At 57.0% G+C, this 12511-nt stretch carries 11 protein-coding genes; 9 read left to right on the top strand and 2 right to left on the bottom strand.

Annotated elements, in window-relative coordinates; translation table 11 throughout:
• Nucleotides 1-53: 53 nt before the first annotated feature.
• Nucleotides 54-371 carry an acyl carrier protein gene (locus AUC45_RS02885; protein WP_082700927.1) on the bottom strand — a complete coding sequence of 106 codons (318 nt, stop codon included), beginning with the start codon at nucleotides 369-371 and terminating at the stop codon, nucleotides 54-56.
• A gap of 85 nt (nucleotides 372-456) precedes the next feature.
• Complete coding sequence (locus AUC45_RS02880; protein WP_067597840.1) at nucleotides 457-1488, bottom strand: GNAT family N-acetyltransferase; 1032 nt, start codon at nucleotides 1486-1488, stop codon at nucleotides 457-459.
• A 28-nt stretch (nucleotides 1489-1516) separates the two neighbouring features.
• Between AUC45_RS02880 and AUC45_RS02875 the strand changes: the two genes are divergently transcribed.
• The 9 genes from AUC45_RS02875 to AUC45_RS02835 all read left to right on the top strand — a co-directional run bounded on the left by AUC45_RS02875 (nucleotide 1517) and on the right by AUC45_RS02835 (nucleotide 12498).
• Entirely contained in the window at nucleotides 1517-3073 is a 1557-nt protein-coding gene (locus tag AUC45_RS02875; RefSeq protein WP_067597837.1) for an acyl-CoA ligase (AMP-forming), exosortase A system-associated, read from the top strand.
• Nucleotides 3070-4296 (top strand): pyridoxal-dependent decarboxylase, exosortase A system-associated, encoded by a 1227-nt coding sequence (locus AUC45_RS02870; protein WP_067597835.1) that lies wholly within the window; start codon nucleotides 3070-3072, stop codon nucleotides 4294-4296. Before AUC45_RS02875 ends, AUC45_RS02870 begins: the two co-directional genes overlap by 4 nt.
• Before the next feature lie 200 nt (nucleotides 4297-4496).
• On the top strand, nucleotides 4497-5138 hold the full coding sequence (locus AUC45_RS02865) for an XrtA/PEP-CTERM system exopolysaccharide export protein (protein WP_067597832.1): 642 nt from the start codon (nucleotides 4497-4499) through the stop codon (nucleotides 5136-5138).
• A gap of 15 nt (nucleotides 5139-5153) precedes the next feature.
• Nucleotides 5154-6674 carry an XrtA system polysaccharide chain length determinant gene (locus tag AUC45_RS02860; protein WP_067597830.1) on the top strand — a complete coding sequence of 507 codons (1521 nt, stop codon included), beginning with the start codon at nucleotides 5154-5156 and terminating at the stop codon, nucleotides 6672-6674.
• Nucleotides 6675-6684: 10 nt separating this feature from the next.
• Nucleotides 6685-7647 (top strand): AAA family ATPase, encoded by a 963-nt coding sequence (locus tag AUC45_RS02855; protein WP_067598988.1) that lies wholly within the window; start codon nucleotides 6685-6687, stop codon nucleotides 7645-7647.
• A gap of 2 nt (nucleotides 7648-7649) precedes the next feature.
• Nucleotides 7650-9320: a hypothetical protein gene (locus tag AUC45_RS02850; RefSeq protein ID WP_067597827.1), complete on the top strand. Its 1671-nt coding sequence runs from the start codon at nucleotides 7650-7652 to the stop codon at nucleotides 9318-9320.
• 21 nt (nucleotides 9321-9341) lie between these two features.
• Nucleotides 9342-10490, top strand: a complete 1149-nt coding sequence (locus tag AUC45_RS02845) for an XrtA/PEP-CTERM system-associated ATPase (RefSeq protein ID WP_067597824.1) — start codon at nucleotides 9342-9344, stop codon at nucleotides 10488-10490.
• 2 nt (nucleotides 10491-10492) lie between these two features.
• Nucleotides 10493-11428: an XrtA system polysaccharide deacetylase gene (locus AUC45_RS02840; protein ID WP_067597821.1), complete on the top strand. Its 936-nt coding sequence runs from the start codon at nucleotides 10493-10495 to the stop codon at nucleotides 11426-11428.
• The gene (locus AUC45_RS02835) at nucleotides 11425-12498 is read left to right on the top strand and encodes a FemAB family XrtA/PEP-CTERM system-associated protein (RefSeq protein ID WP_067597818.1); all 1074 of its coding nucleotides are present in this window, start codon (nucleotides 11425-11427) and stop codon (nucleotides 12496-12498) included. The genes AUC45_RS02840 and AUC45_RS02835 overlap by 4 nt, the downstream gene beginning before the upstream one ends.
• Nucleotides 12499-12511: the final 13 nt, after the last annotated feature.

The following is a 12511-nucleotide window of genomic DNA, read 5'->3' as shown; positions in this document are numbered from 1 at the left end:
GAAACAGCGCCGTCAGCGAGTGGACAGGGCCAGGTCGCAATCACCGTATCGGCTCAGGCCTCGACCCGTTTCGTATGCGCAAATTCGAGAAGCCCGCCATAAGTCTCCAGCATTTCGCCATCGACATCGTCGTCTTCAATGATGAAGCCCAGTCTGTCTTCCATTTCCGTGAGGAGGCCAGCAACCGCCATAGAATCAAGTTCTGGCAAGTGTCCAAAGAGCCCCGTCTCAGGCGTGAATTCATTTACCGTTGCGGCTTCAAGGCCCAACACATCTGCGATGATCGATTTGAGTGCCGTATCCGTTTCGGAGAGGTTTTCCTCTTGCGTCGAAACATCGTGCTCTTCGGTCTGAGCGGGCTGAGTGCACATGGGCTGATGATCCCCTCTCGCGGCGTTGATTGTTCGTCTAGCACAATATTGCGCTTTGAACGCTGCTCAAAAATGTGGCGCGCCTTTAACCAGCGGTCGGGCGCGGCGCAAGTTTTGGGACATCTGCGTCCCTCAACCGGCCAAATGCGAGTATCGCGAGATCGATCCATGCGGCAGGGCGCTTCCTGTTGAGACAGTCGATCCGATAGCGCGGGCGCGTTTCTCCCATCCAATCGGCCTTATAGCTTTGGTGTCCCGTGCCAAAATCTATCGTCGAAACTCCATCATTGTCGATAACATGCTCAAACAGCGCGGCTGAAAGTACTGTCCCGGCTGACAAATTTTGATGTTCTTCGAGATGGGCTAGCTTGTGAATGTAAGCGCAGCCATTATCGACTGTCCAAAACTGGGCGGCAATTGGCTGGCCTTCGTGAAAAGCCAATCCGAGCCGCAATCGACCCTCTCGTGCCTCCGCCTGAGCGAAGGCGCGGAGCATGTCTGGGTGGTCCTCTTCGGGCTTCCAGCTTGATGCGTAAATTTGCTCATATTGATCCCACAGCTCGGCATCAAAGCTCTTTATGATGCGCGTGGTGACCTGCCTGCCCTTGCGTTTGAGAGTGGTGCGTAAGGGTCCAGGGCGCTCAGCCCAGTATTCGGAAAAGGTCTTGCTGTGCAGATTGATCACATGATTGACGTCGCATTGTGAGACTTCAACACGCCATCCTGCGCCGGCAAAAGCCAGGGCGAGCATTTCGGCAGTCCCGTCCTCTTGAGGCACAGGCTCAAGCGTGATCCTGTGAGCGCGGGTTTTTAGTTCCGTAGCAATCTGACCAATCAGAGCGCCTGTAGCCTCTTCGCTCGTCGCAATTGGCCTCCAGGTGAAGTTGTACCAATTTCGCAAGGAAGCGATACGACCGCTTTTTTGCGTGAGCGCCAGCATGGCAAACGCGTCACCACCCTCCGCACAGGCGTAGAGCGGTTGTAGGCCTGTCTGTTCGAGCAATTCATACCATTGGACCCGGTCAAATGGAGCACTGGCAACGCTTTCCAAAGAGCCAAGCGCATCAAACTTGGCTTGCACATCCTTGACGCTATCGTGATAGCTGGCTTTGATCACAACGCGCTCAATCCTTTGCCAAGCATCAATGTCAAACCATTCAGAAATTAAGTCGACCGTTCCTCGCCCGCTCGATCACCTTGCCGAACTGGCGAGGGAGCGAGGGGATGAGACGCGGCCTGCTTTGGTCCTACGCGACAAGGTGCTTACCCACGAAGCGTTAAGGCTGCGTGTGGCCCAGCTTGCCGCATGGCTCCAGCACAAAGTGCCCGAATGCGGAAGCCGGATCGCCAGTTGGGCAGCAAAGGGAGAGCTCACAGCGCTCCTTCCCCTCGCAGCGGCGCGGGCGGGGTTGGTGCATGTTCCGATCAATCCGCTCCTCAAACGCGCGCAGGCCGGTCATATTCTGCGCGATAGCGGGGCGGTTCTACTGATGGCGACGTCGGCACGATTGAAATCGCTTGAAGATGGCGATGTGCCTTCGGGATGTGCGGCAATCGAGGAGCAGGCAGCGCTCGAAGAGGCAAGCGCATCGGAAGCAACGATTGAGGCCTCATATGCTGATCCGGACGATCTGGTGGCGATCCTATATACCAGCGGTTCCACCGGACGACCAAAGGGCGTCATGCTCAGTCATGCTAACCTGTGGTTAGGCGCCGTGAGCGTTGCGCATTACCTCAAGCTTACCGAGGATGATGTGACATTGGGTGTGTTGCCGTTTTCGTTCGACTACGGGCAGAACCAATTGCTTTCGACCTGGTATGCAGGCGGGAGCGTCGCTCCGCTCGATTTTCTGTTTGCACGCGATGTGGTCAAGGCATGCGCAAAGCACGGCGTCACGACACTTGCCGCCGTCCCGCCACTGTGGGTGCAATTGACCGAGATCGAGTGGCCGTCAGAGGCAACCGCGCAGATGCGCCGTATGACGAATAGCGGTGGGGCATTGACGCGCGAATTGGTGAGTGATCTGACAACGATCTTTCCGGATGCCGATTTGTATCCGATGTACGGACTGACAGAGGCATTCCGATCGACCTATCTCGAGCCAGAGCTTGTCGAAAAACATCCAACATCAATGGGTAAGGCCATTCCTTTTGCCGAGATTCTGGTGATTGATGATAACGGCAATATCGCAGAGCATGGCGAGGAAGGCGAGCTTGTCCATTGCGGCCCCCTGGTCGCTCAGGGGTATTGGCAGGATCCTGAGCGCACCGCGAAACGCTTTCGGCCAGCGCCTGAAACCTCGCGCTATGGTGGCACAGCGGTTTGGTCTGGTGACAGGGTAGTGCGCGATGAGAATGACCTGCTTCACTTTATCGGTCGCCGCGATGCGATGATCAAAAGTGCGGGCAATCGCATCAGCCCGCAGGAAATCGAAGAAGTCGCTATTGCGAGTGACCTTGTGCAGGAAGCTGTGGCGCTGGGTTTGCCGGATGCGGCGCTTGGCCATGCTGTGCATCTGGTGTTGCGGGGGCAAGCCGACGAGGCAGAGCGCGAAGCCTTTCGCAAGTCACTTGGACAGGAGTTGCCCAATTTCATGCATCCAAAGGTGATACATTGGCGCGAATCTCTGCCGCTCAATCCAAACGGAAAAATCGACCGGACAGCCTTGCTACGCGAATTGAGCGAGGGGTTGACGTCATGAAGCCGGTTGGGGCCATCCCAAAAGGATATGACGCGATCGATGGCGAATTGGCAATCGGCGGGCGCAAAGCGAGTGATCTGGTCGCTGAGGCGGGGCGAACGCCCTCGTTCGTCTATTCGCGCGATTTGCTGAGCGGACGTATCGCACACCTGCGAAATCACATCCCTGACAGGATCGGGATCAATTACGCGATTAAGGCCAACCCATTGGCAGAAGTTGTCGAGCATTTAGAGCCGCTAGTGGATGGGTTCGACATTGCCTCTGCGGGAGAATTGCGGCTCACTCAAAGCCTGGGGATTGATCCTGCCCGGGTCAGTTTTGCGGGTCCGGGCAAGCGGGATGAGGAACTGGAAGCCGCGATTGCCGCAGGCGCGACGCTGAATTGCGAATCCGAAGGTGAGGCAAACCGCACGCTCGCCATTGGGCAGCGTCTGGGCAAAACGCCTCGCATGGCTCTGCGCGTCAATCCTGATTTTGAGCTCAAGGGATCGGGCATGAAAATGGGCGGGGGAGCCAAGCCGTTTGGGATCGACGCCGAACATGTTCCGGCATTGGCCCGTCAGATTGTCGAGGAAGGAGCGGAATGGCGCGGCCTGCATATCTTTACCGGCAGTCAGGCGCTGAGCGAAGAGGCGATCATTGATGCGCAGACAAATGTTCTGAAGTTAGCGGCACAAATTTCTGATGATATTGGGGAAAGGCTTACCAAGCTGAATATGGGAGGCGGGTTCGGCATACCTTACTTCCCGGGTGATGAACCGCTCGAATTGAAAGTCATTGGTGAAGCGCTGGCAGAACAAGTCGCGGACCTTCCCGATGCGTTAAAGGACACAGAGCTGTGTCTCGAACTGGGCCGCTATATCGCTGGCGAGGCAGGGGTCTACCTATGCCGCGTGGTCGATCGGAAGGTCAGCCACGGCGTCACCTATCTGGTGACCGATGGCGGGCTTCACCACCAGTTGGCCGCATCGGGCAATTTTGGCACCGTCGTACGTCGCAACTACCCGGTAGCCATCGCCTCCCACTTTTCCGCAGAGCCTGCTGAAGTGGTTAACATTGTTGGATGTCTTTGCACGCCGCTTGATCGGTTAGCTGACAAAGCGCATGTTCCAGCCGCCGATGTGGGCGATTTGGTGGCAGTGTTTTGCGCGGGCGCATACGGCGCAAGTGCCAGTCCTGCGGCGTTTTTGGGTCATGGACCCGCCGCAGAAATGCTAGTGTGACGGCTGAACGCGTTAAGTCGTGTTAAGCTTGCTTGTTGCGCTGTCCCATTCCGGGATAAGCACGCATTAGGGCCATATCACTAACTGGATGTTCACCAATTTCGGCCATTAAACCAAGCGAGATTTGGTGGGTTGGGTGCAGCGGGTCGCTCCTGCATGAAACATTCAAGTCACTGGCGGCATGCTAAGGATACGTATCGATGCTCATAAACCAAACAATTCAGCGTCTTATGGGCGCTGCTTTTGTCAGTCTGTCACTGGCTGCTTGCGTCCCGACAGGTCCTGAATTGCCGCCGGCGACCTACACGACCGATGCAATTGAGCCGAGTGAAGAGTATCGGATCGGTGCTCTCGATGAAATCACGATCCACGTTTGGCGCAATCCTGAGCTGAGTGCCGAGAATGTCCGCGTCCGTCCTGATGGCCGTCTCACCATTCCGCTGGTTCGCGATATTCCGGCAGTGGGAAAGACTGCGACAGAGCTTCAAACTTACATCGCGGAACAGCTTGCGGAGTATATTGAGCAACCGATTGTCTCTGTCATCGTAAACACACCGGAAGGCACTTACGATCAGAGAGTGAAAGTGGTGGGTTCAACTGAACAGCCCGCATCTCTGCCCTATCAAGCAAACATGACCGTGCTCGACGCAATGATTGCTGTGGGTGGTCTCAGCGAATTTGCAGCGGGCAACCGTGCAAAGCTCATCCGCCTGAACCGTGAAACGGGCAGCCAGGAAGAATACCGCCTGCGCCTTTCTGACTTGCTCAAACGCGGTGACAGCACGGCAAATGTGCTGCTGAAGCCGGGCGACACGATCATCATCCCCGAGAGCCGCTTCTAAGGGCGCGTAAGGCTGATGGGCGAGATCATCGAAGAACTGCGCGCAGCACTCCATTCTATCTGGCAGCGCCGCTGGCTAGCGCTGGCGGTCGCGTGGGGCGTGTGCCTGCTTGGGTGGCTGGTGATTGCGCTGATACCAAATTCCTATGAGGCGAAAGCCAGCATTTACGTCGATGTCGATGACGTCCTGTCCGAACAGATGGGCATATCGAACGATGGCCAGGAAGAAATTCAACGCGTCCGCCAAACCCTGGTGAGCGCCGTAAACCTGCGCAAAGTCATCTCCTCGACCGAGCTTGGCAAGGAAATCACATCCGACAAGGAAATGCAGGCCGCGATTGAGGATCTGCGCCCCGATGTTGAAGTGCGTAGCGAGCAGGACAGCCTGTTTTCGATCGTCGCGACTATTGGCGAAGGCAATTTGAGCGATGCTGAAAACGCGTTGGTGGCGCGCAATGTGGTGCAGAAACTGCTCGACATTTTCCGCGAAGAGCACATCGTCGGCAACCGCGCCGGGATCAGCCAAGGCGTCGCTGAACTCAACGAGCAATTGGAAGAACGCAAGGTTGAGCTCGAAGCTGCTGAAGAACGTCGTTTGGCATTCGAAGCGCAGTATCCCGAATTGGTAGGCGGCTCAGAAACGCTCTCTACCAAAATCCAGCAAGCCCGCACCGAATTGCGCGAAATCGAAGCTGACCTTGCGGCCGCTCAAAGCGCTTTGGGAGCGATCAACGGCCAGATTAGCACTACACCCCGCACAATCGTCGGTGGGCCCAATGCAAGCGGCCCTGAGGCGGCTTTGGCGCAGGCGCAAACCCAATTGGCAACTCTACGAGCACGCGGACTGAAAGACAGCCACCCGGACATCGCGGCTGCTACGAGACAAATAGAACTGCTTCAGCGTCAAGTGGCCGCGTCTGACGGAAACGCGGGTGGAACTACCAATCCTGCGTACAGCTCTCTGATTGCTATTCGCGCCGATAGGCAGGCCGCTGTGGAATCCGCGCAAGCACGCCGTGCCGCCGTACAGTCGCAGATCGCATCCCTGATGGCGAGCCAGGCGTCAGAGCCTGCTGTCGCTGCAGAGGCCAATCGGATCAGCCGCGATTACGAAGTGCTGCGCAAAAACTACGAAGATCTGCTGCAAGATCGCGAAGACCTTCGCACGCGCGGCGATGTGGAAGATCAAACGAGCCAGTTTCGCTTCACGGTGACTGACCCGCCGGTCGTTCCGCAAAAGCCAATTGCGCCCAATCGGCCTCTCTTACTGCTCGGTATCCTGTTCATCGGCGCAGCTGCTGGAGCAGGGGCAGCCTGGGGCATGGGGCAACTGCGATCTGGCTTTGCGACACCGCAAAAGCTGGAGCGCGCGCTGGATTTGCCAGTCATTGGCTCAATCTCGCTGAACCGTTCGACCATCGACCAGGCCCTTGAAAAGCGGCGGCTCAAGCAATTTGCAGGAGCATGCGCGGGGCTTGTCGGTGTTTTTCTGATCCTGCTCGTGATCGAAATGATCTCGGTTGCATCGGTGGCTTGAGGATCAGGGCATGAGCGAACACAGCAAAATCGAGAAATCGGGCAACAAAAAGCCATCCTTGCTTGAGCGAGCGAACACGCAATTCGGCTTTGATAAGGTGGATGCGGTAAAGGTGCCTAGCGATCTGCCGGACGGTAAGCGTCCGGTGGCGACAGCTGCCCCCGCTTCTTCGGACCGGGCGGATTCACAAAAGGCGTTAGAGCCTGTTGCTGAGACTGAGTATGCCGTCGCGCTTTCTGGCTCTCAGTGTGTCGTCGATCGCGCGTGGTTGCGCAGCGAAGGGCTGATCGTCCCGGAAGACCCCGTCACAGAACTCCTTGAAGAGTTTCGCATCGTGAAGCGCGAGATCATTGCAGATGCGCGCGCAGGGCAAGACAAACGATCACGTCGCATCCTCATTTCCTCTCCGCATCCGGGCGAGGGCAAGACGTATTGCGCAGTCAATCTCGCGATTGCGTTGGCGGCGGAACGTGATGTTGAAGTTGTGCTGGTGGATGCCGATATGATGCATCCATCCATTATTGATCGCCTGGGCATCACCGAGGAAGAAAGCGATGGGCTGGGCCTGATGGATGCCATTGCCGATCCATCAATCAAAGTCGAAACCCTCGTACGCAAAACTGATATTGAGGGTTTGTTTGTGCTGCCGGCAGGCACGGGCAGCGCAGGCGATTCAGAATTGCTTTCCAGCTCGCGCACCGCCGAAGCTTTCGACCGGCTGACTGCCGGCGCTCCCAACCGCTTTGTCATTTTCGACACGCCGCCAGCCTTGGCCGCATCGACGGCAGCGGAACTTGCTGCGCATGTGGGACAAACCGTTTTGATCGTGCGTGCTGGCGAAACGGGGCGTGCCGCGTTGGAAGACGCACGGCAATTGCTGTCTGCATGCCACGATATCAAGCTGCTTCTGAACGCGGCGCAATTCAGCCCTTCTGGTCGCCGTTTTGGCGATTACGGCGAGAAGGAAGGCTGACGATGCAGATCGTGCTGGACACAAAGGCTTTGCGCCTCGCTTTGCTCCGCCGTGTGGGAATCGCGCTTGGCGCAATTGGCTTTGCTATGGGGTTGTCAGGACCCGCTTACGCTCAGTCTCAGGGCCAGGCGCAACAAGACCAGCGACGCGGCGTGACGGTGCAGCCTTACATCGAAGTGAGCCAGGTGCTTACCGCTGAGCTTTCGCCCGGCGATGATGTTCTGACATTCACCCAGATCGCGGCTGGCGTTGATCTAAACGCGCAGGGACGAAACAGCGGCGGCTCTCTTTCGGTCCGCTACGAACGCAATATCAGCTATGGCGATGATCAGGTTGATACGGATCGGATCACAGGCATTGCGCGCGGGTATGTCGCGCTTGATCCCTCGGTTCAGTTCGATGTGGGCGCGCTTGCCAGTACGACGCGACTTGATGGCGGCGGCGGCTTTTCCGTAAATCCGCTGGCCCGCGAAGATGATGCGACCAGCCAGATCTACAGCATCTTTGCTGGACCGAGCCTCAATCGCCAGTTTGGCATTATCGATGTCTCGGGCGCAACGCGGGTCGGATATAACCGCTTTGAAAGCGACAGTGCGGTTTTCGATGCCGATGGCAATCCCATCGACCTTTTCGAAGACAGCACCACGATCAACAGCCAGATCAGCGGTTCCACTCGCCCGGGCGAATTTTTGCCCGTCGGTGTCGGCATTGCCGTTGGCGCGTTTCAGGAAGACATCTCCAACCTTGATCAGCGCGTGCGCGATGTCTTTGCACGCGCGAATGTCACCGTTCCGGTAACACCCAGCCTGGCGATAACGGGCGGCATTGGATACGAGGATGTCGAAGTATCCAGCCGAGATGCATTGCGCGATGTGAATGGCGATCCGGTCGTCGATAACACGGGTCGGTTCGTCACAGATGAGAATAGCCCGAGGATCATTGCATTCGACGTTGATGGTTTGCTCTGGGATGTTGGCGTGTTGTGGCGGCCCAGTTCGCGAACATCGCTCGCTGCAAGCGTCGGTCAGCGATACGATTCGACCACCTATTACGGCAACTTCACTTACTCGCCCGATGCTCGCAGTTCATTGAGTGTGAACGTCTATGACGGTGTAAGCGGTTTTGGCGGCGGGTTGAACAATGGCCTTGCCAACCTTTCGAACGATTTCAGCGCTATTCGCAATCCGGTTACCGGCAATTTCGGCGGTTTGGTGACGGGTGCAGGCGGCCCAGGTACGGTTGGAGCAATCGGTTCGATCCGCTCAGCAGCATTCAGAGGTCGCGGCGTCAATGCCAGTTATCAGCGCCAGATTGGCCGCTGGAATGCGGGCCTTGCCTTGGGATATGACAACCGCGAATTCATCGGCGCGCCGGGAACGGTTCTGGAGTCGCTGGATGGTGTCACTGACGAAAGCTATTATGCGCTCGCATCAGTCAATCGCCTGCTCGGCAGTACGGCCCAGTTGACGGCTAACGCCTATTTCAATCGTTTTGAAAGCGGCACAAACAGCGGTGACGTCAATGCGGCGGGCGCTTCTGTTGGTTACACGAGGTTTCTCACCACAAAGCTTTCCGCACGCGGCGCGCTTGCTTTAGACTATATCGACAGCGAGTTTTCGCCTGACGATTTCCTCTTTGCATCCGCGCTTCTCGGTTTGCGCTACGACTTTTAGAGCTAAGGGACACAAGCAGCCATGTATGATCAATATTATGGATTCAGTGGTCGTCCGTTTCAGCTGACGCCCGATCCCCAATTCTATTTCGAAAGCGCCACGCACAAAAAGGCGATGTCCTACCTTGGCTATGGCTTGAACCAGGCCGAGGGTTTCATTGTCATTACAGGCGAAGTTGGCGCGGGTAAGTCGACGCTTGTTGCGCATTTGATGGAGCGGATTGATCGCAATTCTCTGAACGTCGCGCAGGTCGTCACTAGCGCGTTGGATGGCGAAGAAATCATTCACGTGGTCGCGCAGGCCTTCGGTCTGGAAGTGGCGGGCCACGACAAAGCGGGCGCTCTGGGCGCTCTTGAACGAATGCTTCAGGACGAGGCGCGCGCAGGACGTCGCTGTTTGCTAATCGTGGATGAGTGCCAGAACCTCAATCTGGAAGCGCTGGAAGAGCTGCGGATGCTCTCCAACTTTCAACTTGGCGCGCACCCGCTGATGCAAAGTTTGCTGTTGGGCCAGCCTGAATTTCGAAGGACACTCGCGCACCACCCCTGCCTTGATCAATTGCGCCAACGCATCATCGCATCGCATCACCTCGAAGCGCTCGATGAAGACGAACTCGAAAGCTATGTGACACACCGGATGAAGCGGGTTGGATGGGCCGGTCGTCCGGCTTTGGACGAAGGATTGCTTCCAGCGCTGTTCACGGCAACCGACGGTATTCCGCGGCGCGTAAACATGGTGATGAACCGCTTGCTACTGCTCGGAGCGATTGAGACCGAAGACAGGCTGACCGCCAGCATGCTCGAAGGTGTGCTGGAGGAAATGTCAGGCGATGTCGAAGGCGGGCTTGAGCCGCCCGAGCCTGCGATAGAACTCACTGGTGAAATGTCTCTTCCCAAAACGGCGGAGGACGTTCCGGTGTCTGCGGGCGATGTTCCAGCAGCGGAAGTTGCTGCTCTGCTGGCTGAACGTGATGCCCGCACGGCGAAGCTGGAACAGGCTGTTGCGGCGCTGCAAGCCAAATCCGGCGCCACTGCGTCAACCGATCCTGATCTTACTGCAGCAATCGAGCGAATTGAAAAGCGTCTCGACGAACAAGAGCGCAGCTTGCGGCATGTTCTCACAATGCTCATTGAATGGCTCGAAGACGATAGCGAGCGTGAGGCTGCCTGACCATGCACGGCACATCATCGGTGGATCATTCTGCAGGCGAGGGCATCGAGCCTATCGTCAACGGTATGTCTGTCGATGTTGAAGACTGGTTTCAGGTCGGCGCATTCGAAAATGTAATCTCCCGCGACGACTGGGACAGCATTTCGTGCCGCGTAGAAAGCAATGTTGATCGTATCCTTGATCTGTTTGACGAAGCCGGGATCAAATCCACGTTCTTCACGCTCGGTTGGATGGCAGAGCGGCACCCGGTCATGATCCGTCGGATTGCTGACAGGGGCCACGAACTTGCCAGCCACGGCTATGATCACGCGCGCGTATTCAATCTTGATAGAAAACGATTTAGCGAGGACATCCTGAAAGCTCGCCAACTGATCGAGGATGCGAGCGGCCGGCGGGTTACAGGTTACCGAGCGCCAAGTTTCTCGATAGACAAACGTAATCCTTGGGCATTCGAAGTGTTGGCAGAGCAGGGATATGCCTATTCCTCCAGCGTCGCACCCATAGTCCACGATCACTATGGCTGGTCCGAAGCGCCGCGCTTTGCTTTCAATCCAGTCCCGGGCTCGCAGTTGGTCGAAGTACCTGTGACCACTGCAATGCTTGGCAATCGCCGGGTGGCAGCGGGTGGCGGAGGCTTTTTCCGTGTCCTGCCATATGCCTTCTCGCGCTGGGCAATCCGGCAAGTGAACAGCGTTGAGGCGCGTCCGGCCATGTTCTATTTCCACCCGTGGGAAGTGGACCCGGACCAACCGCGCGTTGCCAATGCACCTCTCCGCTCAAAACTTCGTCATTACACAAATCTGAAGGCGATGGCGGGCAAACTAAGCCGACTGGCGGATGAGTTCCGCTGGGGCCGATGCGATGACGTTGCGCGCCGCGAAGCGCTTAGAGCGCAGCCTTTCGATGTGACCGCTCCGATGAAGGAGCTTGCTGCGTGAATGCGCCTCTCAAAGCCTCTTCGAACATACAACTCCAGGTAACGCCGGTCGATCTCAATGACGCAAAGACCGCGCGCCGGATCGAGGATTTCGTCAAAGAGCAAGGCGCAAGCCTATTCCACCGTCCGCAGTGGTTGCGCGCTGTTGAGGCCGGTACCGGTCAGCGCGCTGCAGGGTTTTTGGCAGAGACAAACGGCGTGATTGTCGGTTGGCTGCCGATCACCGAAGCTAAGTCCGCGCTGTTTGGAAAAGCCTTCATCTCCAGCGGTTTTGGTGTTGGTGGTGGAATTTGCGCAACTGATCATCGCGCCATCAACATCCTTGCGCACACGGCAGAAACATTCGCCGAAGCAAACAGCTTCACGACCATAGAGCTTCGCGGAGGGACAATACCCGCCACGTGGCAAAGCTGGGATGACAAACATTGCGGTTTCGAGCGGCCATTGGCAGCGGACGACGAAGCAGAGCTGCTCGCCATTCCGCGAAAAGCACGCGCAGAGGTTCGCAAGGGCCTCAAGAATGATCTCGAGATCCGCATCGGCACGGGACGGGATGACCTTGCGGCACACTTTGCGATGTTTAGCGAAAGCGTGCGCAATCTCGGAACGCCGGTTTTTCCCAGATCGCTTTTCGCAGCAATGATAGAGGCATTCCCCGATACGAGCGACATTCTGACCGTCGTGAAAGATGGCAAGCCTATCGCGAGCGTCCTTTCGTTCTATCACGATGTGGCGGTCATGCCATTCTGGGGCGGGGGCACCATGGCCGCCCGTGATGCGCGCGCGAATGAGAGGATGTATTATGAGCTAATGCGCCACGGGCGCTCACGCGGGATGGAACGGTTCGACTTTGGCCGCTCGAAAACAGGCAGTGGTCCCTACAATTTCAAGAAGAATTGGGGTTTTGAGCCTGCTCCTTTGACCTATAGCGCGTGGCACGCTCCTGGACATGCGCCGCGCAATATCGACCCCACCGATGCTGCCTACAGCGGCAAAATCGGGCTTTGGAAAAAGCTTCCATTGCCAATCGCCAACACGATAGGACCGTGGATCGCACGGGGCCTCGCATAGGGGCGCAAGGAAA

The organism is Erythrobacter sp. YT30, from assembly GCF_001542875.1.
Lineage (GTDB): Bacteria > Pseudomonadota > Alphaproteobacteria > Sphingomonadales > Sphingomonadaceae > Erythrobacter.
Note: the sequence above shows the minus strand (reverse complement) of the source record. Positions and strands in the feature narration are given on the sequence as shown.

Bases quoted from the DNA above. Each gene is read 5' to 3' on its own strand.
- AUC45_RS02840 (WP_067597821.1), top strand. From the start codon at position 10,493: ATGCACGGCACATCATCGGTGGATCATTCTGCAGGCGAGGGCATCGAG.
- AUC45_RS02875 (WP_067597837.1), top strand. From the start codon at position 1,517: ATGTCAAACCATTCAGAAATTAAGTCGACCGTTCCTCGCCCGCTCGAT.
- AUC45_RS02850 (WP_067597827.1), top strand. From the start codon at position 7,650: ATGCAGATCGTGCTGGACACAAAGGCTTTGCGCCTCGCTTTGCTCCGC.
- AUC45_RS02885 (WP_082700927.1), bottom strand. From the start codon at position 371: ATGTGCACTCAGCCCGCTCAGACCGAAGAGCACGATGTTTCGACGCAA.
- AUC45_RS02870 (WP_067597835.1), top strand. From the start codon at position 3,070: ATGAAGCCGGTTGGGGCCATCCCAAAAGGATATGACGCGATCGATGGC.
- AUC45_RS02845 (WP_067597824.1), top strand. From the start codon at position 9,342: ATGTATGATCAATATTATGGATTCAGTGGTCGTCCGTTTCAGCTGACG.
- AUC45_RS02865 (WP_067597832.1), top strand. From the start codon at position 4,497: ATGCTCATAAACCAAACAATTCAGCGTCTTATGGGCGCTGCTTTTGTC.
- AUC45_RS02860 (WP_067597830.1), top strand. From the start codon at position 5,154: ATGGGCGAGATCATCGAAGAACTGCGCGCAGCACTCCATTCTATCTGG.
- AUC45_RS02855 (WP_067598988.1), top strand. From the start codon at position 6,685: ATGAGCGAACACAGCAAAATCGAGAAATCGGGCAACAAAAAGCCATCC.